This window comes from Flavobacterium aquidurense (genome assembly GCF_002217195.1).
Taxonomy (GTDB): Bacteria; Bacteroidota; Bacteroidia; order Flavobacteriales; family Flavobacteriaceae; genus Flavobacterium; species Flavobacterium frigidimaris.
The window spans coordinates 197299-221697 of sequence record NZ_MUGR01000004.1 but is presented as its reverse complement, the minus strand read 5'-3'; the positions used below and the strand labels follow the sequence as shown (position 1 = coordinate 221697).

General features: G+C 32.9%; 18 protein-coding genes. 4 read left to right on the top strand and 14 right to left on the bottom strand.

Annotation, left to right across the window (positions count from 1 at the left end; translation table 11 throughout):
* Nucleotides 1-73 precede the first annotated feature (73 nt).
* The 9 genes from B0A67_RS03510 to B0A67_RS03465 form a co-directional block, all read right to left on the bottom strand.
* On the bottom strand, nucleotides 74-562 hold the full coding sequence (locus B0A67_RS03510) for a hypothetical protein (protein ID WP_072959875.1): 489 nt from the start codon (nucleotides 560-562) through the stop codon (nucleotides 74-76).
* A gap of 355 nt (nucleotides 563-917) precedes the next feature.
* The gene (locus tag B0A67_RS03505; RefSeq protein ID WP_072959872.1) at nucleotides 918-1676 is read right to left on the bottom strand and encodes a hypothetical protein; all 759 of its coding nucleotides are present in this window, start codon (nucleotides 1674-1676) and stop codon (nucleotides 918-920) included.
* A 242-nt stretch (nucleotides 1677-1918) separates the two neighbouring features.
* Nucleotides 1919-2443, bottom strand: a complete 525-nt coding sequence (locus tag B0A67_RS03495; protein WP_072959865.1) for a hypothetical protein — start codon at nucleotides 2441-2443, stop codon at nucleotides 1919-1921.
* Entirely contained in the window at nucleotides 2421-5810 is a 3390-nt protein-coding gene (locus B0A67_RS03490; RefSeq protein WP_072959862.1) for a RecQ family ATP-dependent DNA helicase, read from the bottom strand. Before B0A67_RS03490 ends, B0A67_RS03495 begins: the two co-directional genes overlap by 23 nt.
* 24 nt (nucleotides 5811-5834) lie before the next feature.
* Nucleotides 5835-6785, bottom strand: a complete 951-nt coding sequence (locus B0A67_RS03485) for a GNAT family N-acetyltransferase (RefSeq protein ID WP_072959858.1) — start codon at nucleotides 6783-6785, stop codon at nucleotides 5835-5837.
* A 462-nt stretch (nucleotides 6786-7247) separates the two neighbouring features.
* Nucleotides 7248-7796 (bottom strand): hypothetical protein, encoded by a 549-nt coding sequence (locus B0A67_RS03480; RefSeq protein ID WP_072959855.1) that lies wholly within the window; start codon nucleotides 7794-7796, stop codon nucleotides 7248-7250.
* 16 nt (nucleotides 7797-7812) lie between these two features.
* On the bottom strand, nucleotides 7813-8493 hold the full coding sequence (locus tag B0A67_RS03475) for a hypothetical protein (protein ID WP_072959852.1): 681 nt from the start codon (nucleotides 8491-8493) through the stop codon (nucleotides 7813-7815).
* Nucleotides 8494-8603: 110 nt separating this feature from the next.
* Nucleotides 8604-9464 carry a helix-turn-helix domain-containing protein gene (locus B0A67_RS03470; RefSeq protein ID WP_072959849.1) on the bottom strand — a complete coding sequence of 287 codons (861 nt, stop codon included), beginning with the start codon at nucleotides 9462-9464 and terminating at the stop codon, nucleotides 8604-8606.
* Nucleotides 9465-9794: 330 nt separating this feature from the next.
* Entirely contained in the window at nucleotides 9795-10532 is a 738-nt protein-coding gene (locus B0A67_RS03465) for a hypothetical protein (RefSeq protein ID WP_072959846.1), read from the bottom strand.
* Nucleotides 10533-10888: 356 nt separating this feature from the next.
* On the opposite strand from B0A67_RS03465, the gene B0A67_RS03460 reads away from it, so the two are divergent.
* On the top strand, nucleotides 10889-12652 hold the full coding sequence (locus B0A67_RS03460) for a helix-turn-helix domain-containing protein (protein ID WP_072959843.1): 1764 nt from the start codon (nucleotides 10889-10891) through the stop codon (nucleotides 12650-12652).
* A gap of 184 nt (nucleotides 12653-12836) precedes the next feature.
* On the opposite strand, the gene B0A67_RS03455 is transcribed toward B0A67_RS03460, so the two are convergent.
* Nucleotides 12837-13118, bottom strand: coding sequence for a helix-turn-helix domain-containing protein (locus B0A67_RS03455; protein ID WP_072959938.1), 282 nt, complete (start codon nucleotides 13116-13118; stop codon nucleotides 12837-12839).
* 545 nt (nucleotides 13119-13663) lie between these two features.
* Here B0A67_RS03455 and B0A67_RS03450 point away from each other — a divergent pair.
* The 3 genes from B0A67_RS03450 to B0A67_RS03440 are packed head-to-tail and all read left to right on the top strand — an operon-like array spanning nucleotide 13664 to nucleotide 20767.
* Nucleotides 13664-16681 carry a SusC/RagA family TonB-linked outer membrane protein gene (locus tag B0A67_RS03450; protein ID WP_072959840.1) on the top strand — a complete coding sequence of 1006 codons (3018 nt, stop codon included), beginning with the start codon at nucleotides 13664-13666 and terminating at the stop codon, nucleotides 16679-16681.
* Nucleotides 16682-16691: 10 nt separating this feature from the next.
* Nucleotides 16692-18086: a RagB/SusD family nutrient uptake outer membrane protein gene (locus tag B0A67_RS03445; RefSeq protein WP_072959837.1), complete on the top strand. Its 1395-nt coding sequence runs from the start codon at nucleotides 16692-16694 to the stop codon at nucleotides 18084-18086.
* Nucleotides 18087-18097: 11 nt separating this feature from the next.
* Nucleotides 18098-20767 (top strand): alpha/beta hydrolase family protein, encoded by a 2670-nt coding sequence (locus tag B0A67_RS03440; protein ID WP_072959834.1) that lies wholly within the window; start codon nucleotides 18098-18100, stop codon nucleotides 20765-20767.
* An 83-nt stretch (nucleotides 20768-20850) separates the two neighbouring features.
* Here the strand turns inward: B0A67_RS03440 and B0A67_RS03435 are convergent, their stop codons facing one another.
* From B0A67_RS03435 to B0A67_RS03420, 4 genes are all read right to left on the bottom strand, one after another.
* A complete protein-coding gene (locus tag B0A67_RS03435) occupies nucleotides 20851-21123 on the bottom strand; it encodes a hypothetical protein (RefSeq protein WP_072959831.1) in 273 nt (90 codons plus the stop codon).
* A gap of 326 nt (nucleotides 21124-21449) precedes the next feature.
* Nucleotides 21450-21725, bottom strand: a complete 276-nt coding sequence (locus B0A67_RS03430; RefSeq protein WP_072959828.1) for a DUF6520 family protein — start codon at nucleotides 21723-21725, stop codon at nucleotides 21450-21452.
* 106 nt (nucleotides 21726-21831) lie between these two features.
* A complete protein-coding gene (locus B0A67_RS03425; RefSeq protein ID WP_072959824.1) occupies nucleotides 21832-23349 on the bottom strand; it encodes a MauE/DoxX family redox-associated membrane protein in 1518 nt (505 codons plus the stop codon).
* Between the two features lie 358 nt (nucleotides 23350-23707).
* Nucleotides 23708-24001, bottom strand: a complete 294-nt coding sequence (locus B0A67_RS03420; protein ID WP_072959821.1) for a hypothetical protein — start codon at nucleotides 23999-24001, stop codon at nucleotides 23708-23710.
* Nucleotides 24002-24399: the final 398 nt, after the last annotated feature.

Below are 24399 nucleotides of genomic sequence, written 5' to 3'. Positions count from 1 at the left end.
GCAGTTCCACTTTCCTGTTACATCTGTCATACTGCGCCGGGACGGACAGGGACAGCTCCTCCGTTATATTGTTTTAGATTTTTTCGTTCCATAAACCTTCCGCTTCTGCCTGGGTTACAGATATAGAGTCAAGTGTTTTGCATTCTGTCACAATCAGCTCACTTACTGAGGAGCGAAAGGCAGAATCTTTTACAGAAGGATATTCTTTAAAAATCAATTGGATGTAGTCCAGGAATTCTTGTTTGACTAGTTTTCTTTTTGCAGCGTCAGCTATAAAACTTTTTAGTCGGGCTACTAAAGCATCAACATCCTGAAAGGTGGTGTCGAATTCTCCAAACCTAGGCTGGCTTGCAATAGGGTCAGGTGTCTGCTGATGGTTTTCTTCCGATTGAAAGACTCCGTAATCTGGATCTCCTAATCTGCGAAATTGAAATTTTCGCTTTCCTGATATGACTTCTTTGAGGTCATCAAAATAAAATCGAAATCCAACAAATAAATACCAACTTGCCAGTAGCAGAATAACTACAACTATGTAATTACCCCATGAAATGTTTATAAACATACGCTCTTCATTTTATCGTTCTACATTAGTTTCTCACAATCCTGGTTTCTAAATCCGGATCTTCATCATTACAAGGCAAAGGAACAATAGATAACAAACTGCTACAAGTACAACTTTTTGTTGTACCCCAGTTGTACCCCGTTGTACCCCCAGTAAAATCAAGGAGAAAAAAATAAAAAAAATGTAAAAAAAATAAATTAGCCTCCCGAGTGGAAGGCTAATTAGATGAAAAAATGTATTATTTTAGGATAGTTATTTCTGTTCTAAAATGCTGAAAAATAGATTTTGAAACAAGAATAATTGAAAAATAAAATTAGACAATGCCAAACGACTGTTCGCAGTAGTGTCTGTTTTTCTATTGTTTTTCTAATTGTATTGAATTCGTTTTCAAAAAAGCCACAATAACATCACAAATATTTGGTATTAATTCGTTAGTAATTCTATTTGTCAATTGTCTTGTGTGAATTAATAATTTTGGTTTTATTCCAGTTTCATTTTCTGAATGTATCCAAATTTTATCTTTTGCATTTGGATTATGTAATTTAATAAATTTCACATTGAATAACTCACAGATTTCTCCTGGATATGTTTCTATATATTTATTATCACTGGCGAATATTATAACTATTTGAAAATCTGCAATAAATTTACTTTTGAGAAACTCTATTTTTCTTAATTTTAGTTCTTGTCCAAACTTCTCTTGCTTTTTTGCGTCTTTTGTGTTTGGTGCGTGTAAATTGCTTAATTCTGTTGTAAATATATTTTCAATAAAACTGATTTCATATTTGTCTTTTTTATTAAATTCTATATTTAAATTTGATAAAATACAATCGTATAGTTTTTGATATCTTTGCCAAGTATGATTTAAGTTTCTAATTTTTGCTTCTTTTGGAACATATCTTTCAGAATAATTAAATTCTTTTTCTCTCCAAGATTTAGCGCTTCCGTGAAACATTTCTTCTTCAATTTCAGCTCCAGCTTCTTTTCCTATAAATAATATTTTGGAGTTAGGATTTCCCAATCCAACATATTGATTTTCGGATATTGTCTGAAGAAGTTCTTCTAAATATATATTTTCTTTTATCAGATTTTTTTGGATTTTATGCAGTAACATTACTTCCAAAGTTCTGTTACTAGCTTGGGTTTAGGATTAGATAAAGCCCTGTTTTCGGATTTGCTAATTATCCCCAAATATAAAACCAACTTTCCATTGTGCCAATTGCACAAATCCGTTGTAAACTGGTCTTCATTTCATTTCGTTCTGTTTGTAGCGTTGGCAAATACATACTCTTTTGCAATTTTGGTTTTGTTTGTTGGCTGGTGCGAATTGCAAATGTGTATGGCTTCATGCGATGCTTATTTCAAGTAAAGTCCAATTCCTAAACCAATTCCAATAGCAATTGTAACAACTAGTAAAATTTTCATTGTTCTTAATTCCTTAGACTGTAAATTAAACTGCTCTTTGATTTTAGATTCCATTGAATTAAAGTTAGAATTAAGAGTAGTTTCAAATGCACGTTGTATTTGAGTTCCTTCGTTTCTAATTTCTATTTGAATATCAGATTTGTGTTTATCAAGCCTAGTAATAAGCATTGCATCTAGTTCTTTTTGGAATGCTTTATTGTCTTTATAAATCTCTCCAATTTTTTGTTCAAGAAAATCGTTGGCAACTTTTAGTTGTTCTGTATTTTCTTCTGTCTTCTGCTTGATTACATCACTTATTGAGTTTAAACTTTTATTATTCTCTTCTATTAATTCCAAGTTTCGACTAATATTCGATTGAAGTGTACTTATCTCCGAATAAACAGCAGTAAAACCTTTTAGTTGTTGGGAATTATGTTCTAATTCATTTACAATGCTATCCAATTTTTCTAAATCCATATTCTATATTTTTATTAATGATTTTAAGTCTATTGTTATAATGTAAGAGTAGAGTTTCTGTGTCTCCTAATTCTTTTGCAAATCTTATTTTGTCTTCTTCCGATTTGCTGAATTTATATAAGAATTGCAACAGCATTATTTTTCCTTTTTGGTCTAGCTTTTTCGATACTTCAATAATGTGGTCAATAATGTAATCAAAGATTGATTCTTCGTAATTTGAGATTGTATCGAATGATTTTGTAAACCTTTGTTCTTCAATTTTATTAAGCGATTCTTCTAAAAGCAAGTTAGTTAAACCATTTATTAGATTTAGCCCTGTATTAGATTGAAAACTCTCTAAAAAGCGTTGTAAATTCCCTTTTAAATCGATTATTGAATCTTTATTTATAAAATTATTATTTTCATCATAAAACACTTCAAACCATTTAGAAATATCTTTATTGTTGTTTTCTGCAATATGTTGTAAAACATAAGTTGCTTCTGTAAATTTAAAATATGCTTCTAGTGACTTTTTAAAAGATTCTTTTCCTTCAGTTGTATTATCATATTTTAAGCAGTTTTCGTAAACGTTTTTTAATGATTCTCTTCTGTTTGTTCCAAATTTATCATAAGACCATTGAAGTAATATTTTTACTAAACGTTCAAATTTCGGCAACTCTTTATCATTTAAGATATTTGTGTATTTTATTCTGTCTAAATGGTTGTCAAACTCAAAGTCATCAATATATTTTTTTATAAACTTGAGCAAAGTAGATTCTATGCTTTTTTCCGAGAAGTTGTTATATTTAACTGTAAACACACCATTAAAAAAGTCATCAACAGTCCAGTCTAAAATAACGCCTAAATTTGATAAACGGTAAATGGCTTTTTCAACTTTTATTTTGTTTGAACCTAAATTTGTTGCATATACAACTTTAGATGTTCCTGTTTCTGAATATGTATTGTGGAGTAGTGTTACAAGTTCTAATTCCTTAGATATTGAGTCTAATCCATTTTGATACAAAAAGATTTGACGAAAGACATCTTGACCATCCCATTTTACTTTTTCAGTTAATGATTGAATTTCTTCATAAGACGATTCTGGATTAAATATTATTTCAATATCAGTTTCGGGATTTTCTTCAGTTAATAAAACGTAACATTTTGCATTACTTTTATCTCTGCCAGCCCTACCTGCTTCTTGATAAAGCGATTCCATTGATGCTGGCATTCCATAATGAACGGTAAAGCTTATATTTTTTTTATTAATTCCCATACCAAAAGCCTTAGTAGCTGTCAATAAAGTGAACTTGTTTTGTTTGTATTCATCTTGAACCTTTATTTTATACTTCTCAAAATCTACTTCATTTTGATAATTCGTAGGCTTTGAACCTGAATAGAATTTTACAGGAATATTAAAGTTAGTAGTTAGTTTATTTGACAAATCAAAACAGCCATTTGCTCCATTAACAAAAGGTGTAAAAATGAGGCCACATTTGGGATTCTCAGAACTTAAATCAAAAATATTATCTTTTTGATTGTGATTTTCTATAATAGTTGTAATTTCTTGATATTTATTACTATTATCATTTATAACAATAAATTCTAATTCTGGTCGAGTATAATCGGTTAGAGTTTTTACATTTTGTTGGTCAGTATTAAACTCTAACTGAATATCCTTTAATACATTTACAGATGCAGTTGCGGTTAATCCCAAGAAGTTTATTGAAGGGCAATATTGTTTTATAGTGTTTGAAAGGTTTAAGTAAGAAGTTCTAAAATCGTGTCCCCATTCTGATAAGCAATGAACTTCATCTATAACAGCATATGAAAAATTTAATTGTGAATTTATTGCTACTAATCTTTCTCTGAAATCTTTTGTTTGAAATCTTTCAGGCGAAATAAAAACAAAGAAATATTTCCCATTGGTATAATTGTCTAATATCTCCGTTCGTTCAGATCCAATTACATCACTATTTATTGATTCAATATTTTGAATGTATGCTTGGTCAAGGTCTTTTATTTGGTCATACATTAAAGATTTGATAGGACATACTACAAAACTAATGCAAGGCTGTAAAAGGCAAGCAAGTTGGTAGGTCAAAGATTTTCCGCCACCTGTTGGTAATAATCCAATTGTTGTATTGTTTTCTAGAATGTTTTGAATAATTGAAATTTGACCATTGTTGAATTTATCATATCCAAAAATATTTTTAAGGAAAAATTCTAAGTTCTCTAAATCATCAGATTCTTCATTAAAAATAAGCTTGTAATTATATTTTGTAGAAGTACTAAGTTTAAAATAATTAATTCGGTCTAATTTGTCTTTATTTCGATTATGAAATAAGTCTAAATAATCTGTTCGTAGATAAATGATTTCCTCATTTAGCAAGTTTTGGTCAGTCCAACGTTGTAAAAGGCTAAAATCTATCTTAATACAATTTGCATTGCTGAAATTTTGAACATTTTTAATTTCAAATTGCGGTTCATTAAATGTGATTTTTTGCAATTTTAATAAATGGTGAAGCCATTCAAATATATCTTCTATTGAATGATTTTCGTATCCATTTACGTCTTGGTTTTTAACTTCAAATATCCATTTGTCATCTTCAAGACTTATTTTACCACTTTCGAGTAATTCCAGAATCAAAACTTGAAAACGAATTATTGCTGTAGGCAATAATTTTGTTTTTTTCGTTTCTTCTGAAATCTCAGCAAAGCTGAGATTGAAATTTGTTTTGTATAAATTCAGAAATCTTGAATATTTATCAAGTTGATTTTTTATTTGTTCTATTTTTTCAAAATAAGTTTCATTTTTCGCCTCTAAATCTTTTGTATCAATTCTAACGGTTAAAATCTTTGATAGGATTAAATGATTGTCTCTGATTGAATCAATAACTCTTCCGACTTCCTCTTTGTGTTGTTGTCCATCTATTTCTATTACTAAATTTGCTTGAGGTAAGAAAAAGTCAACACACTGATATTCGAAATTTTCATCATTCCGTTGAGTGATTTGATTAATTTCAATTTCTGGAATTATTAGTTGTTTTATATAATCATACTCAGATAAATCTTCATTAATTCTCTCTTCTAAAAATATTCTTGCGGGGAAATAGTTGTTTCCCTTGTCTCCTTTTATTGTATTATGCCACTCAAGATTTGATTGATTAATTAAAACAAAAGGTTTTTTGAATTGCTCATCATCTTTGTGGACTGAACCATATATACTTTGCAAGTATTGGCTCATTAAGGTTGGCTTACCTCTTTGAATAAGATTTTTGATTATTAAAATTGCTGGCAAAAATCCCGACTCTTTTCTAGGAATCGCCAAGTTCTGAATAACAAAATTATGATTAGTGTAAGAATAGTTGGCAGAATATTTTTTCATTTAAAAAAAGCTTGATTTAGTTTGTTATTTTAGCTTTTTTAATGCTATTTCTATATCGTTTTTTGATACATCAGTTGAATCAATATTGAATTTTTCATTTGCCTGTTTAAAACAAGAGATAGCAAGTTCAATATTTCCTTCTGCTTCATTAATTCTACCTAACCAATAAAAATATAGGTGTGTATCAGGAAATTCATCATTACCTACTGTCATATTACATTCTCCAAATAGAGACCTAGCTTCTTCATAATTTTCTTCAATAAATTTGATTCTTCCTAATAAATAGAAGTATCGAAGAATTAATCTAGGCTGTTGTCCTTTAGTCTCTATTTCAGTAACTAATTGGTTTAGTAAAGGTTCAATTTCCTCAGATGTTGCATTTAATGTTAATTGATTATTTAAAATGGTAGTATTTATTTCTACAAGGTGTTTTTTCCATAATGCTCTAAAGCGTATTTCTCCATTTCTAAGCATTTCTGGGTCAATAAGTGCATGTCCTTTATTAGCTGTAAAGCCGAGCTTATCGACAACTTTTTCAGAATTTAAATTATCTTGGTCAATGTCAGCTTCAACCGTCAAAACTTCCTGTTCTTTTAACTTATTAATAATTAGCTCTGATGCCAAAGTCGCAATACCTTTTTTTCTAAAATTTGGAAGTATTGCATAGCTAATTCGAGCATTTTTTAATGTGTCTCTAAATTCAAATGTAATAAACCCACAAGGCTTATTTCTGGAAAAAATGCTAGTACCTTTTTCAGAAATTATCCAACAAGCACCTGCTCCATTTTTATTATCATTCAACCAATAGTCGACTAGTTTTCTGTAATCTTGTTGGGCTTCCTTTGGTACTATATAATAATGCTTTATATCTTTATCTTCAAACACTTCATTTATAAATGTTCTATCATTTTGAGAAATTGGGTTTAATATCAATCGTTCATTCTTCAACTCTATATTTATTTTATTAAAGTCCATATTTCTATATTTTGTTTTACATTTCGAGGGTTGGCAAAAAAAAACAGCACATTTGGTTTTATACGTTGAATTTCGTGTCAACAAAAAACTAAATGTGCAGTTGGCTCTTCGGCTTGCTTGCAACTCGTTAATACCAGCCATACAATAGGATAAATACAACTTTTTTCACTTGTATTTATGAAGTAAGTTAGCTTTTCTTCAAGCGAATATAAGAAATATTTTTGCTATATTTTTTTTACTTTTTTGAAATTGAAATAAAATAATTTCTAAGTATTTATCTCATTGAAATTCCCTCTAAATCATGCTTGAAATGGTTTGCGAACAGGTTGGTAACAATCTGTAAATGAAAGGTTTAAATGAATTTATTTTGATAGATTTATATAGTTACTAACTTGGTATTTATTGAAGACGTGAAAATTTACAATTGAAGTAGCTCAGTAATTTGAAGATAATTTTCATATTCTAATAAGATAAAAATTCAATTTCAGACTTTTTATCCATGAGCTGCCAGCCATCATCAGCTCGTATAAAATACACTTCATGACTAAGTGTGTCTTTCAAGCCATTTTTAATTGCAGCAGCAAAAATATTCTTTTTTCGAATTGTAGTGTATTCCATAATTGCTTTATTACCGGAACTCATAATCCTGATTGATTTAATTGCTCCAAATTCTTCATCGGCAACTTTTACACGTTGAATTTTATGTTTTTTATCCGTTGCAGGTGTTGGCAGTAGGTACGGTTTTGCTGTAACGCTAAAACTAACAAAAGCCGTTGTATCACCAAATTTTCTGGTTTGAAGTACTTTAACAAACCCTTTTTCTACAAGTCCGGATTTAAAAATGGTAAAAGCATGTGCGGGATCACCGCAGAAAATATCATGATCTACAATAGTAGGATAATGTTTTTTTTCTTTAATAAGGACAGCGGCCAATTTCTCATCTAGCTTTTTAGGCTGACAGCTTGTAATTACCAGAGTCAAGATGGTTAAAATGTAAGATAGCTTTTTCATGTTTTAAATTATTTAGTTAATATTCTTTAATTTGCTTAATCATACGTTCCAATGTTTCAATTGCTATTTGCTTGTCCCTTTCTTCAAAAATGTAAGCCTTGCTGCGCATGGCATTATAGGAAAGATCCACTTTATTTGGAGTGGATAGAAAAGGAACGATTGTTTTAAATAAATGATTCATTGATTTTGAAATAAGAATTTTTAGTTCATCGGATGCTCTAAGTATTAAGGCTGTCTGATCAGTCGAGAGTTTGCATAAAACTTTACCTGAAGCAGAGTCTACAATAGAGGACTCATTTGTTTTCTTTTTAACAATTGGAAAGGGCTTATTTAAATAGTTTGCAAATCTTGATTCTATAAAAGTTATTAATTCATCCAAACAAGAAATTAAAGTAGTTGTAACCTCTTTTAAATGTTCTCTATGCTCATCATTGTTACTATTTATTTCTGTGATTTTATCCAAAAGAAATAGCAACGATGAATAATAATTCCCAACTAATATTTTTATTTGTTTCTCCTTTGTAAGCGAAAAAACCTGTACCGTAAATTGTGACTGAATTAAAAATGTTTGCTCGGTTGCTTTTTTTATAATCGCTTTGGATTGAATTGGAGTAATCATAGTGAGATCAGTTTTACTGGGATTAAGGGTTGAGGTCACCGTTAAATCCATCCATTCTAAAAGATAGGTTTGAGTCATTTTTTTTACTTTTACTTAGTAAATACTTCTCTCGACTTGCAATCGAGAGTACTCTAAATCAATGCTTGTAGAACATCCTTAACCCGGTCAAAACATATATTGTACGGTATTTAATGGAGATTTAATCGTGTCCGATATTCGGTGGGTGACAGGGAAGTATGCTTTTTAAAAAAATTACTGAAAGCGGAAGAGTCGGTGAATTGCAATTCTTCTGCTATATATAAAATGGTTAAATGATTGTTTTGAAGCAAAATTTTTGCTTCAAGGACAATCGCTTCTTCGATAAATTGCTTAGCCGTTTTTTGGGTAACTTGTTTTACAGTTTTGCTAAGATGATCCGTAGTGACCTCTAAAGTATTTGCATAATATTTTACACCGTGTTGTTCTTTACAATTCATTTCTAAAATTTTAAAAAATTGTATCACCAGTTTTTCCTTTTTCGAATGATGAAGAGATATATGCCACGATGACCTGTGATAGATTCCTGCTAGTTCATATAATAACAAATTAAAACTAAAAAGGATTGTCTCATTTTTATAAATGTGAGATTTGGGGTGCAATACTTTACTATTAATTAGCATCAAAGAATCAATTAGCAATGCTGCGTCTTTGTTTTTGAGAAATATTTTGGAAGATAATTTGGTAATAAAAAATTCAAAATACCCAATATGAGGTCTTCGGATACTATTTTCTAAAACAAAATCTGTTGTAAAAGATAGCAGACAAATTTGTAATTGGTTACTCATAGCCAAGATTTCACATGAAGTCTTTCTTGGTATCACTAGGATGTCATTGACTGAAACAGTAACTTCTTTATCATTTATTTGTATAAATAAAGAACCAGAATTCACAAGCAGTATAGAGAAATGATTTGCATTAAATAGCTTAGTAAAATCAATTTTAGATGTTAATTTCTCAAGAATGTAGACTTGCAGACCGATATGATGATATTTTGAATTTTTTCTTACCACAACAAATGCTTTTTTATAAAATTAGAATTGCAATGAGTTAAATAAATTTTAATTCATAGGGATTTAAGTTGATGAGAGCTTACTCAGAAAAAAACCTTGCCATCAATGTAACAATAACAAAAAGTAAATTTGACATACCGCTCACAAAAAGGAGATAGGCCATAGTACGCGGGCTATCAATTTTTATCTCGCCATTTGTGAGATAGCCTCTTATTTCATCATAAGAGAATAGATCTACGATGAAATAAAGACTAACCAGATTGAAAAGAATCAGAAACACAGTGAGGGTGTATATTATTTCTTTTTCATAACAATAGATAAAATACATCATCACTCCAATATTAGATTATGTATCATAATTCCTGTCACAAGTGAGCGTTTTATCGCAAGAGACGAATTGTCAATAGCACCAATTAGTCCTGCAACACGGTGACCAGTAGAGGTATCCCAATCTTTATCCTTTTCTACTATCTCATAGTAGATTGAATATCTGATTATAGAAGAAGTAGTGAGGATAATTCTTTTATCCTCGTTATTAAATGTTGGATTGGATATTACATCTGATTCATACGATATTATGGACTCATAAATTTCTTCATAGGACTGATTGTTCCATAAAATCACATTACTCATAAAACTGGAAAGACTATCTTTTGCGGCACTTGTCATCGTGGAGTTTACAATAGCTTGATCTAGTTTAACCTGAGGGTTATTTACAATTTCTTGTATTATGTTAAGATTAACGGGCAAATTTATTCCTGTATCTAAAAGCAGTAAATTGTTGTTGGCAGCAGCAATGGATTCAATTTGTTGACTGATTTGCGCAAGTGTAGTGTGGTGATAGTTACCTGCCAAATAAACATCAAGGATATCATTGTGCAGTTTACCGGCTAAGTCATAAATGTTTGCTGGATTTTCAGGGGTTAAGTCTTGTACCAAACGTGCTGTTTTTTCTGATTCGGTATTATTGACTTTGTTATTGATACTTTCGACAGTATCAATACTATCTGTAGTACAGGAAACGATTAGTAAGGATAAAATTACTAATGAGAATGAAATGTTTTTCATGATTAAAATGTGTAAAATGTTACGGACTACAACTGTAGTCAGTTCATTTCACCCGGGTAAGCAGAACTTTAATTTAGCACGATGCTAAATGTTTTTGCTTTTGAATTCGAGGCAAATCTAAAAGGCATTTTTTTATCCTGCAAAAAGTTGTTTTCGGATTTCTGAGAAAAACAGTACGGATTTCTCAGATATCCGCATGCCTTTTTTCGTACAAAAAGACACTCACTTTCAATTGTTTATGTTATATTTGAGACGCTTTTTTTTTGAAAAAATGTTCGTAAGGCTATTTAAAAGTTGATTTCTAGGCTATAAAAATGGTTTTGCAAAGGAAATAATGTCTCACTTGAATTCAAATTATGATTAGAAAGTATCTTTTTTTACTCTCTCTTTGTTTGGGAGATCAAATTTACGCTCAGGAAATCCATTTTAAAATTCCTGACACACTTCGAAATAAGGATTACGATTATCTCTTCGATAGGATAGAAGAATCTCAAAATGATAGCTTTAAAAAATCGCTGTATCTTAAATCTTTTCTGGTAAAATCAAAAACAGAAAAGAATTCGGAAGAGGTCGTGAATGGATATAAAAACTACCTCCATCACTCGCCTGAAAATTTAAAACTAACCTATGCAGACAGTATGATTTACACTGCAAAAAAGTCAAAGGACAATGCTTTGATTGGTTCTGCCTATCTTTCAAAGGGAATTTTATACTATTCCCGGAAAAAACTTAATTATGCATTGGATAATTATCTTATTGCAAATAGTTATATTTCCAAAACTAATGACAAGTATTTGATCTATAAGACCAAATATAATATTGCCAACATAAAATATTTTCTAGGGTTTTATGATGAGGCCGTTTCTTTGTTTAAGGAATGTATAATCTACTTTAAAGAGAATAAGGAGAATAAAGAGAATAAGGAGAATAAAGAGAATAATGACAGAGGCTATTTGAATTCATTACATTCTCTGGGTTTATGTTATAATAGAATCGGTAATTATGGGTTATGCTCACAGATAAATGAAATAGGACTGGAGGAGGGCAAAAGATTGGCTAATGATGAAATGCGGGAGTATTTCATTCTCTCGGAAGGAGTCAATCAGTATTTCCGAGGCAATTATGCAACGGCTATTAACAAAATAAATTATTCACTGCAGGTTATTCAAAAAAAGAAAGATTTTGGAAATGAAGCTGTTGGGTATTTTTATATTGGAAAAAGCTATTGGAATCTGAAGAATCCTAAAATAGCAATACATTATTTTAAAAAAGTAGATGCAGTTTTTGAAGATAAAGGATATATTCGTCCGGATCTTCGCAATAATTATGAATTACTAATCAGCTACTTTAAATCCAAAAACAATCCTGAACAGCAGCTTCACTATATTGAAAAATTACTTAAAGTAGATAGTATCCTAACAAGCAGATATAAATATGTATCGGGAAGAATTCACAAAGATTATGACACCAAAGAATTATTGGTACAGAAAAAAAGTATTGAAAAATTACTCACTCAAGAAGAACGTGATAGTTTTATTAAAAGTGGGGTAATAATTTTTTTATTTTTATTTGTGGTCTTACTTATTTATCAACATATTAGAAACAGAAAACTCTACCGACGTAGATTTCATGAATTGATGAAAAAAGATCAGGCTTCTACTAAGGTTGAATCCAAAAACACCAAGTATGGAATCGAAGATATAAATCCGGATACTGTCGCATTGACATTAAAACAATTAGAGAAGTTTGAAAAGGGTAAAAGATTTCTGGAAAAAGAATTAACGGAAACAAAGCTGGCAATATCATTCGGTTCAAATATAAAATATCTTGCAAAAGTAATAGCACATTATAGAGGAAAGAAATTTGTAAAATACATAAGTGATTTAAAAGTGGACTACTTAATTAACCGATTAAAAGAGGATAATAAATTTCATCATTATAATAATAAAGCACTAGCAGACGAAGCCGGTTTTAGTAGTACAGAACGTTTCACAAAAGCTTTTTATTCAAGGACTGGAGTGCCAGCAACATATTTTATGGAAGAACTTCGAAAAAAGGAACCTTTAGATTTAACGTACAATTCTCAGGAGGACAATTGTTTTAAGAAAGACGAAATTTGACATTTATACTCTATTAAGAAATTTAATTGTATCTCATAAAAACACTGAGGGGTTTAGTTCTAGTTCGAATTTTGCATCTTTCAGTATTATGCATCTTTTAAAATTTTAAGGGTAAAGAGTTTAAGAACATTATAAGAAAAGATGCCTAAGCATCTTTTCTTTATTTATCACTATTTGACTTTATTTACTTCCGTTCAGTATTCTCTTTAATAAATTTATCTACATTAATTTCTACATTTAAGATATTAATAGTTTTGAAATTTAATGCTTTTGCTAAAAAAATTAGTTTTTCTAACGTAGGATTTGCAGTACCTCTTTCAGTTGTACCAATTAAGTGTTTTGTTAAACCAATATTTTTATCAGCAAGTTCTTGTTGAGAAATGTTTTCCTTATTATTATAATCTGAGCTTGGTATTTTTTCACGGAGTTTTCTCAGTTCTTCTCCTAACTTTTCTTTTTCAGTCACATCGTTCTTATTAGCTTTCGTTAAAATTCTCACTTATTTATAAAATTAATGGTATGATATATCATACCGTTATCTTTTTTTTGTTATGTTTGTAACATATTTACATATTAAATGTATTTTTGCGATTCTTCATATAAAATATTTGAAGCATTCGCTTTGAATCTCGTTATCAAAAACTGGTAATTTTTACGCACGAGATGATAAGTAAGATGCTCACGCTTTACGGCGTGGGCTCGCTTATTCGTGCGTGGGTATACCAGTACCTTGATAGCGTTTAAGCTGAGTACCCGCGCCTTTTTTTATTCTTAAGCAACTACTTCAGCTTTCATTCATAGCACCAAATCTTCATTGTTTTTTTAGGCTCGTAATAAATTTTAATTAGTTCAACTAACCAAGATTTAATGCCCATGATTTAACAAAACTGGCAGTCGATGCCATAACTATTCAATTTACTGCATAAAAAATGACCCTCTACGACAGCGACAAAACTAGCATAGAGGATCATAGCTAATTCAACCATTGTTTCAATTAACCAATCCAATATTATGAATAATTTTTCATTTTACAAGGGTGGTAAGACTCTTTATTGCCTGTTTTTTTTCGGGTGTTTTCTGTCTTTTACCCCTGTTTTATCATCCAATTCGTTTCAACAACAGTCCAACTTTCAGCAAAATAAAATTCAGGGCATCATTACCGATGGTGCTAATGTATTGCCAGGAGTTACCATTGCCATAAAGAGCAAAGCCAATTCCAGTGCGATTTCCGATTATAATGGACAATATAGTATTACTGCCAATAGTTCTGATACATTAATAGTCTCTTTTATAGGTTACAAAACTACACTAATCCCAATAAAAGGGCGTAAAACTGTAGACATTCAATTACAATACGATACAACAAACCTTCAGGAAGTTCGGGTCAATGCAGGCTATTATTCGGTAAAATCAAGCGAACGCACAGGAAGTATTGCCCGCATAACCTCCAAAGACATCGAAACCCAACCTGTCTCCAATGTACTTGCCACCATGCAAGGACGTATGGCTGGGGTCAACGTCATACAAAGTACCGGAGTTCCTGGAGGAGGTTTTGAAATCAAAATTCGTGGACAAAATAGTATTCGCAGCGATGGAAATGCACCGCTGTATATCATAGACGGAGTACCTTATGCCTCTGATCCTATTGGATCGAGTCGAACCGCAACTACATTTCCGACTCCTACGAGCCCGTTAAACAGTATTAATCCGGACATGATTGAAAGCATCGAAATTCTAAAAGATGCAGATGCTACCGCCATATACGGTTCCAGAGGAGCCAATGGAGTTGTACTTATCACCACCAAAAAAGGAAAGGCAGGAAAAACAACTTTTAATATAACTGCTTCAACAGCCGTTGGAACCGTTACCCGATTTTTAAAACTCATGGATACCCAGCAGTATCTAGCCATGCGCAAAAAGGCATTTGTCAACGATGGACTTACCGAGTATGGTCCATTGGATTATGACATCAATGGAACGTGGGATCAAAATCGAAATACTGATTGGCAAAAAGAACTCTTGGGAGGTACAGCAGAGATAACGAATATTCAAGGAACTGTATCAGGAGGTTCTGAGAGCACACAATTTCTGGTAAGTGGAAGTTATTATACAGAATCTACCGTTTTTCCCGGTGATTTTTTATACAAAAAAGGAGGAACTCAACTAAGTCTCAATCATCGTTCTGAGGATAAAAAATTCAGATTGACATTTTCAGCAGGTTATACAAGTCAAAATAATAACCAGCCTTCATTTGATTTCAGTTATGATGCGCGTTCGCTGCCCCCTAATGCTCCGGCATTGTACGATGCCAGTGGGAATTTAAACTGGGAAAACAGTACTTGGGAAAATCCGCTCAGAAATCTCAATACCATTTTTGTAGCAAAAACAAATGATCTGATCGCCAATACCGTGCTTTCCTATGAAGTACTGCCGGGATTGCTGCTAAAAAGCAGTTTGGGCTTTACTGATTTAAGTACCAATGAAACCCGAATAGTTCCTTCAACCACAGCTAATCCAGCCCTTGGCGCTGACAGTTCCACCTCAGCTCTGTTTCTAAACAATACAGATCGATCTTCGTGGATCATAGAACCGCAAATTAATTGGAGAAGAGAGTTAGGGACTGGAAAATTAGAACTCCTTTTGGGGGCTACCTTTCAAAACCAGATTACTGATCGGCTGCAACAATCAGGGACAGGATTCAGTTCCAATAGCCTGATTTATAATTTAGCGGCGGCAAAAACAGCCCGTGTATTGCTTAATGAAGAAATCCAGTATAAATACCAAGCCTTTTTTGGAAGATTAAATTACAACTGGCAGCAGCGTTATATTGTGAACTTAACTGCAAGACGTGATGGTTCGAGCCGATTTGGACCGGGAAATCAATTTGCAAATTTTGGGGCAGTCGGCGTAGCATGGTTATTTTCCAATGAAAACTTTCTAAAGCACAGATCATGGCTTAGTTTTGGAAAACTTCGTGGCAGTTATGGAACTACAGGAAACGATCAAATAGGGGATTATCAATTTTTAAATACCTATACCACAGGAGTAATTTATAATGGAATAGTAGGTCTAAGACCATCAAGGCTTTATAACTCCAATTTTGGATGGGAAACCAATAAAAAATTGGAAGTTGCATTGGAATTGGGATTTTTGCAAGACCGTATTTTTACCACAGCTGCCTTGTACCAAAACCGATCTTCCAATCAGTTAGTAGGAGTCCCATTGCCCGGAACAACCGGTTTTACACTTTTGCAGTCCAATTTAGATGCCACAGTAGAAAATGCAGGAATCGAATTCACCTTGCGTACCACCAATTTTAGCAGTGATACATTTAACTGGACTACTAATTTCAATCTCACTTTCGCCCGTAATAAATTAATTAGCTTTCCCGGACTGGAAAGTTCGCCTTACAGTCAGCAGTATCGCATCGGTCAGCCCTTAAATATTGAATTGCTCTATAAATTCAAAGGCGTTAATCCCCAAACCGGAATTTATGAATTTGAAGATACCAATAAGGACGGCAGAATCTCTTTTCCAGAAGACCAGCAAACTTTAGTTGATTTAAACCCACAATATTACGGAGGTATTCAGAATCAGCTCAGCTATAAACGATTGACACTGGATTTCTTATTTCAATTTGTCAAACAAAAAAACCGTAACTACCCTATGGGGCCTGCAGGTATGATGACCAACCAGCAAGAAAGAATGGTAAACAGCTGGCAACAGCCGGGAGATACGGCTCCCTATCAAATTTATACAACGGGTTATAATAATGATGCCTTAATCGGAGATAGTCTATATGCTGAAAGTGACGCTGCTATTAGCGACGCTTCCTTTATTCGCCTGAAAAACATCGCTCTTACTTACGATGTACCCTTAAGTTTAAAGCAGACCCAGTTTAAGATTATGCTGCAAGGTCAGAACCTTTTGACTTTTACGTCTTACAAAGATGGAGATCCTGAATTTACCAGTTATGGTTTTTTACCGCCTCTTAAAGTTATATCAGCCGGAGTGCAATTAACATTTTAATCCAACGAAAATGAAAACAACCTATCATACCATAAAACAGATTCTATGGGTAAGCATTGCATGTATGCTGAACGCCTGCGACTCCTTTGTCGATGTTGATTTACCAAAATCACAACTCACAAATGTAACTGTATTTGAAGATTACGCTACAGCAAATGCGGCTCTTATCGACATATACGCTAACATAAGAGATAAAGGAATGTTAACCGGAGCAGGATTAGGTATTTCCAATCAGCTTGGGAATTATGCAGATGAAATAATCAGCACGCAAAATCCAAATAATCCCAGTTTAAATTTCTACAACAATAGCCTTCTGCCTTCCAATACCTCGGTATCGGGATACTGGAATATTAGTTACAACCAAATATATGCAGCCAATGCCGTAATTGAAGGTGTAGCGGCAAGTAAGGATCTCTCCGCAGAACAGAGGAAACAACTAACAGGAGAAGCTCTTTTTATTCGCGCTTTGTTGCATTTTTATCTGGTGAATATTTTTGGTGATGTACCTTATATCACCCAGACAGATTATAAAAAGAACAGCATCGTGAGTAGAACACCAACTCTTGAGGTATATCAAAATACGATTGCTGATTTACAAAATGCAATTGCGGTTTTACCAGATGCTACTGCGACGAGTGATATGGAAAGAGTCCGTCCAAATAAGGCAACAGCACAAGCCTTGCTGGCAAGAGTTTATCTTTATAACAAATCCTATCCCGAAGCGGCCAATATGGCTTCGGCTGTTTTAAACCAAGAAAGTTTATTCGGGTTAGAGCAAAATGTTGCTAAGGTCTTTTTAATTGGTTCTAAAGAAACCATTTGGCAATTACAATCCGGTAATGCCGGAGTGAACACTGCCGAAGCCTCTTTCTTTACTTTTACCTCAGGGCCTCCTCCTTTAGTTTCACTCAGTGATAATCTGGTCAATTCTTTTGGCTCAAATGATTTGCGTAAAGCCAATTGGATAAAAACAATATCAAAAGGAACCTCAATCTGGTATCACGCCTATAAGTACAAAGAAAATAAATCGACTTCAGTTTCAAAAGAATATTCTATTGTCTTTCGACTGGCAGAGCAGTATCTCATAAGAGCAGAAGCCCGAGCCCAGCAAGGAGATTTTATCGGAGCCAAAGAAGATCTGAACAAAATCAGACAGCGGGGGCGACTCTCCGATACCTCTGCTTTATCACAACAGGAAATCCTTGATGCAATCCTACAGGAAAGAAGATGGGAGTTATTTTCTGAACGAGGCCAACGTTTTTTTGATCTCAAACGAGCAGGCAAACTTGATAGCACCTTAACGGGACTCAAACTGGGTTGGAATACCACTGATAGTTTATTTCCAATTCCAGAGAGTGAATTAAGTGCAAATCCTAATCTGCGCCCTCAAAATCTGGGATACTAAATAAAAGAACCATGTCCACAAATCCTATCCAAAACAGGGACACAAAAAGTACCTTTTATTTTTTGCTCCCTCGATTATTTTTAATTTTAGTTTTATTTTTTGTTTTGCCATTAGTAACCTGTCCCTTATGGGCGCAGGTGGTGCAAAAAAAACAGTTAACCTCCACCGATTATCATTTATGGGGAACAGTCGATTTTGATAAAATTTCGCCGGACGCGAAATGGGCAAGCTACACAATGACTTATGACATGGGTATTGATACTTTATTTGTTCGAAATATACAGAGTAATAAAACATACCACTTCCTTGGTAGCACAGGTACACTCTTTACAAAGGAAAACGTTTTTATATGTCAAAAGGAAGAAGAACTACAAATTCTAAATCTAAAAACGGCAAAAAGAGAAACCATACAGAAAGTTAAAGAGTTCGGGTATTGCCGCGAAACAGATCAGTTAATATTTCTTGTAGGATCAAACAACGATAGCAATACATTAGTTATTCAATCTCCCAACGGTAAGATTAAAAAAGAAATTCCAAATGTGACTGAATTTTCATTAAGTCCAAATGGACATCAGTTAATGTACAGCACTTTTTCAAACCATAAAAGTTCGCTTGCACTTATTAATCTCAAAGAAATAAAGAACCAAAAGGAACTCATTAGTGATAGCGCAATTCATTTTAATGGTTTTACATGGCAAAAAGAAGCATGTGCTTTAGCCTTTTTTGCTCAATCAAATGATGGGTCCAATAGTTCACTTTTCTATTATATTTTAGAAAAGGATAAATTATATGAGTTGAATCCAAAAACACAGCCCAATTTTCCAAATAACACAACTATAATTGATGACACTTCCTATAAGGTATCGATTTCGGATGATATGCAAAAAGTCTTTTTGGCTATTAAAAATAAAACGGACGTTCCACAAACTAAACCCGATTCCAATGTTGAGATTTGGAATGCCAACGATAAGTGGGTTTATCCACAACAGCAGAAAAAGGGAAATTTTGAAAAGGCAGAAAAACTAGCTTTATGGCTGCCTGTGGAGAACCGTTTTACTGCTATTACATCAAATGAGCTTCCCAAGGTCATGCTATCCGGGGATCAGCAGTATGCCATTTTATCAAATCCAAAAGACTATGAGCCTCAATTCGAAGCAGAAAGTCCCAGAGATTATTATATAATGAATCTGAAGACATTTGAAAAAAGCATTTTTTTAAGCAAACAGGACAGTAATTACATGCTTGTTATTGCTTCACCAGCAGGAAAATATATAGCCTACTTCAAAGAAAACAATTGGTGGGTTTACAATATTGTCGCTAAAACTCATAAAAATATCACAGATGCTATTGGTGGCAAATTTACCGCAAAAATGCACACGCTGGTTAATGAATCTGCTTGTGGTAATCCGGGCTGGAGCAGCGACGACAACGAGATTTTGATTTATGACCAGTATGATTTATGGGCTATTAAAGCCGATGGTGGTACCGCAAAGAGATTAACTCATGGACGGGAATCAAAAATCAGGTACCGTATAGCAGAAGTTCCAAATGAAAGACCCCTGAAATTTATTTATGATGGAATGAAAATAGAAAGCTTTGACATCACGAAGGAATTACTCCTTCGAGCGGAAGGCGAAGATGGGAAAACAGGTTACTTTAGATGGAATGCTACTGGGACAAAACCAATTGCTTACGGAGATCGTTTTATCGATAAATTAAATTATGCCACTCAAAAGAAAACGATGTTCTACAGGGAACAAAATTTTGATAGTTCACCTGAGTTAATGGTGCAGCAGGATTTTTCAAAACCGGATTCTTTCTTTCAAAGTAATCCACAACAAAAAAAATACTTTTGGGGCAAGTCAGAGCTAATTGAATATCAAAATTCTAAGAACCAAAATTTCAAAGGAGTCTTGCTGTATCCTGCCAATTATGATCCAAAAAAGAAATATCCCATGATTGTGCACATCTATGAAATTCAATCTAATGAGCTTCACCACTATAGTAATCCTACCTTTTATAATGAAGCGGGTATGAATCCAACTGTTTTCACCACTGGAGGTTACTTTGTTTTATTACCTGACATTATCCATGAAAATGGAAATCCGGGCAACTCTACAGTCGATTGTGTTATTGCCGCAACAAAAAAAGTCATTGCTAAAGGGATTATAAATCAGGACAAAATTGGACTTATGGGGCATTCCTTTGGAGCATATGAATCTTCATTTGTTATCACCCAAACCGATATTTTTGCAACCGCCGTTGCAGGTGGAGCAATTACGGATTTAAACAGCTTTTACCTGACCATTAATCAGAAATCCGGAAAACCTGATATGTGGCGCTTTCAAAGCGAACAATGGCGAATGGGGAAGACACCTTTTGAGGCTCCTTTAGCCTATGAGTCTAATTCTCCAATAGCTCATGTGCAAAAGATTAAAACACCTCTTTTGTTATGGAGTGGAAAACAGGATCAGCAAGTTGATCCACATCAGAGTGTAGAATTCTATCTGGCGCTTCGCCGATTGGGTAAAAAAAACATAACACTGTTTTACCCCAATGAAGGTCATGTGCTGACTAATGCGACGAACCAAAAAGATCTTACGATTCGCATGCTGGAGTGGTTTGGATATTTCCTAAAAGACGAACCAGCAACCCAATGGATTAAAGAAGGATTAAAGTAACTATTAATAAATGAGTTATAGCAACAATGCAGTTCCGGTTATGGAACTGCATTGTCATTTTGATAAACACTTATAAGATCCGATCAAGGACGATACAAAGGTTGTACACAATTATCGTTATCATCTTTCTCATAGGCTATGGGGCCTGTTGTACCATTAAGACGGCAAAGAAATGGTGATAGTGTACCACAAGTTATAGGTACATCTCTACATAATCCTTGTGCGTCTACCAAATATCCAATTACTGGTGGTTTGACTTCGGATATACTTTGCATAGAAGTGGTTATGAAAGCTCCCGTAATTCCCAATGCAATAACAGCGATTGGTATGCTGCCTTTTAACAATAACTTTTTCATATTATTAAATTTTAAATTAAACTTTGATTTGCATTTTTATACAAGTATTCGATCTAATCTCCGATACGGGTGATAATATATTTTGGTGTCTTGCAAGGCTCTATTTTACTTACTTTTTACTTCTTTTGTGAGTATCGTTTTTCATATCAAAAAAATATTACCAATCCCATGTTCTAAGGCTCGATTATTTTCGAAAAAATGAACCTCCAAGGAAATAAGTTAAAAGAATCATTTAATACAATTATTGATAAATGAGCTTAAAAAACAATGCAATTCCGGTTATGGAACTGCATTGCCATTTTGGTAAACACTTTAATAAGATCCGATCAAGGACGATACAAAGGTTGTACACAATTATCGTTATCGTCTTTCTCATAGGCTATGGGGCCTGTTGTACCATTTAGACGACAAAGAAAAGGTTTAGGTGTATCATCACAAGCCACCGGGATATCGAGACATTCATTTTGTGAATTAGCAATATATCCTACCGTTGGAGCTAAGTCTTTAGATGCACTTTGCATAGAAGTGGTTACAAAAGCTCCCGAAATTCCCATCACTATAACAGCGAAAGGCGTAATTTTTTTTAAAAATAAATTTTTCATAATATTAAATTTTAAATTACATTTTGATCTACTTTTTTCTACAGGTGTTCGATCTAATTCCTGCTACTTAGCGCAAGTATATCTTTATGTCTCACAGACATTTATTTTAGTTGGTTTTCATTTCTTTTGTCAGTATCGCTTTTAATTCATGAACAACAAGATCATTACCTATTATAGCATACAGATGTGTTGCTGTAACAAATATGGAATTAAGGGCTGCGTCGCCCGTTCTATAAATGGGAAAGCTCAATATATAGGCATTTTTGTTTAAGTCATATACATCAATTATAAATGATTTTTGCCAAAGCTTATCATTTTCATATTTGCCTTTTACTTTGGAGTGGACAAACAGTAATTTTTGACAAATAGCTGCATGAGCATTAACTACAAATGGAGGTGATGACATTTCAGCCTGCGTTCCATTTCTGAGGTACGACACTTTAATGTTTGCATGTTTGATCGTATCAATAGTATGGCCCCTGTAATTTAGAGTCCCACTTTTATCAGCCACTATAAATTCATTGCGGTAGTAATACAAATAGACTATTTTTCTTTGTTCTTCGCTATACAATAATGTTCCATCAGTATCAAAAATACCATCAATCTGTTGTTGCAAAAGATCCCTGTTGTATGTTATTTTAGCAGTAGGATTTGAAGTAAAAACTCCTAACACATTTGCTAATTTTTTAGCATTGTTGGACCTAAAAGATATTGTGGTACTATCAAGAGGTACTGCTAGAGTAAAATACGGAATACCTTTAAGTTCTTTTGTGATTTTCCAGTCCGAAGTACTCCCTCTAAAAATAGTTGGTACGCTTCCGTCCATAAGGTAGAAATTGGAATCTCTTATAACAACGGTAGCCATTTTAAATGGTATATTTTTCGGATCAAAAGATATTTTTATTACTTGTTGATTCCCTAGATTGGTATCCATTGATATTACATGAAGCGGATTGGTGTAATTTCCAAGGTATATTCGGTTATTTCTATAACCTGCAAAATAATAGGAGTTTAATTTTAAATCCGTTGCATTAGAGAATACTACGGGATGTTGTGGATACCGTCTGATAAATGGATTTTCATTGTGCATAATGTCCTCAGAAGACAGAAATAAAATCACCACGATCGCTATACTGCCTATTATTGAAATCATAATTTGTTTTATAGTCAAATACTTTCTCGTTGTATTTTTATTCGTTTTATTGAATGTGTTTTTTATGACTATTGCCAAACCTGCCAATAACACAAATATGATATTAAAAACAAGGTGGGCATTCCAACTCATTTTTTCTAATATTCCCCCACAGGAACATGGTATAAATGAACTGTAATGCAATACAATAAAAATATAAGCAGTAAACATGGTCATCAAACTAAATGCTGCCAAAAGACCTGCACTTCTAAATTTTGGAATGATAAGAAGTAAGACTATTGCCAACTCAATTGCGGGTACTAACCAAGATATCCAAGAAGCAAAAGCACTTAATAAAGGTGATTTTCCGAGCTGCACTTCAAAGTTCTCAAAATCTAATAGTTTGCTTACAGCTGCATAAACAAATAAAAGTACATATAGCAGACAAATTATGTCAAGAATTATATTCTTAATTTTTGTATTCAATTTCATGCCTTCTGATCTTTAAGTTGATATAATTATGGAATGTTATTTTATGGAATTTTTTATGTAATGGTTTTCAATTTTTTTAATAATAATTGTAGTACCATAATTCAAATCCCATTAAACTCAAAAAAAGAAAAGCATTTTAACTATGATTCAATTGTTTAGAGTTGGAGCGAAAACAAAATTACAACAGCTTGTTTTATAGTGCGTTATAAAAATCCGGCATTGATTTGTCAAAATCCGCTATTTTAGTTAAAGTTTTAAAAAAGAAGTAGTTAAAATAGTATTGAGCAATAAAAAAAGGGTTTAAATAAACAAATAATGTTTATTTAAACCCCACAATATTTTTTACTTTTTTAATCTATTATGCTTTCCCAGTTTCGCTCAAGGTCTTCAGTTTTGCACTGAGTTCTACAAGTCCGGCTTTTTGTAAACATTCCTCCCCAAATAGTTTTAGTTCCTGGAGATTTTCCTCCGGAACACTCATCATAAGAGTCGACGGTTTATCATTGTCCTTACCAGATAACCCACGTTCAATAATATGGTTTAATAACAATACATTTTTTCGTGAAATTTTCAAATCAATTTTCACTCCTTCATTCATTCCAGGGATACTAAGCACCGTATCTAAAACCTGAGCCACATCATTTGTTGTCATAATCTTCACGTTTTTAATTAATAATTTATTTCTACAAAGGTATAAAGGGAGTCGTAAAGTCTCATGGACATAATATGTCCATCATAGGTAAAATCCATTTTGCTTACTTAATTTTGTATCTGAAATAAAGAAGAAAGGTTAAAATGAACAACCAAAAACCTTCCTTAAAACAGTCAGGATTTTGTTGTTTTAAAATTAGTTTATTGCTTTGAAAGAGCACGTTTTTTCAATCTAAAATACAGACGATAAATTGGCATTATAGCTATCCAGTTATAGTAGTTTCCGAATTTTATGCGGTGTGCACTTTCCTAGAGTTCTAAAAATTAAAGCGAAATAGACTTTATAAAGAAAGCGCAATTTTAATGACTGTATTTAACGGGTATAAAATTTCGAGATTA

Coding starts and splice junctions, on each gene's coding strand:
- B0A67_RS03510 (WP_072959875.1), bottom strand. CDS start 562: ATGTTTATAAACATTTCATGGGGTAATTACATAGTTGTAGTTATTCTG.
- B0A67_RS03425 (WP_072959824.1), bottom strand. CDS start 23,349: ATGAAATTGAATACAAAAATTAAGAATATAATTCTTGACATAATTTGT.
- B0A67_RS03460 (WP_072959843.1), top strand. CDS start 10,889: ATGATTAGAAAGTATCTTTTTTTACTCTCTCTTTGTTTGGGAGATCAA.
- B0A67_RS03435 (WP_072959831.1), bottom strand. CDS start 21,123: ATGAAAAAGTTATTGTTAAAAGGCAGCATACCAATCGCTGTTATTGCA.
- B0A67_RS03495 (WP_072959865.1), bottom strand. CDS start 2,443: ATGGATTTAGAAAAATTGGATAGCATTGTAAATGAATTAGAACATAAT.
- B0A67_RS03475 (WP_072959852.1), bottom strand. CDS start 8,493: ATGACTCAAACCTATCTTTTAGAATGGATGGATTTAACGGTGACCTCA.
- B0A67_RS03485 (WP_072959858.1), bottom strand. CDS start 6,785: ATGGACTTTAATAAAATAAATATAGAGTTGAAGAATGAACGATTGATA.
- B0A67_RS03465 (WP_072959846.1), bottom strand. CDS start 10,532: ATGAAAAACATTTCATTCTCATTAGTAATTTTATCCTTACTAATCGTT.
- B0A67_RS03440 (WP_072959834.1), top strand. CDS start 18,098: ATGTCCACAAATCCTATCCAAAACAGGGACACAAAAAGTACCTTTTAT.
- B0A67_RS03450 (WP_072959840.1), top strand. CDS start 13,664: ATGAATAATTTTTCATTTTACAAGGGTGGTAAGACTCTTTATTGCCTG.
- B0A67_RS03420 (WP_072959821.1), bottom strand. CDS start 24,001: ATGACAACAAATGATGTGGCTCAGGTTTTAGATACGGTGCTTAGTATC.
- B0A67_RS03505 (WP_072959872.1), bottom strand. CDS start 1,676: ATGTTACTGCATAAAATCCAAAAAAATCTGATAAAAGAAAATATATAT.
- B0A67_RS03490 (WP_072959862.1), bottom strand. CDS start 5,810: ATGAAAAAATATTCTGCCAACTATTCTTACACTAATCATAATTTTGTT.
- B0A67_RS03445 (WP_072959837.1), top strand. CDS start 16,692: ATGAAAACAACCTATCATACCATAAAACAGATTCTATGGGTAAGCATT.
- B0A67_RS03430 (WP_072959828.1), bottom strand. CDS start 21,725: ATGAAAAATTTATTTTTAAAAAAAATTACGCCTTTCGCTGTTATAGTG.
- B0A67_RS03480 (WP_072959855.1), bottom strand. CDS start 7,796: ATGAAAAAGCTATCTTACATTTTAACCATCTTGACTCTGGTAATTACA.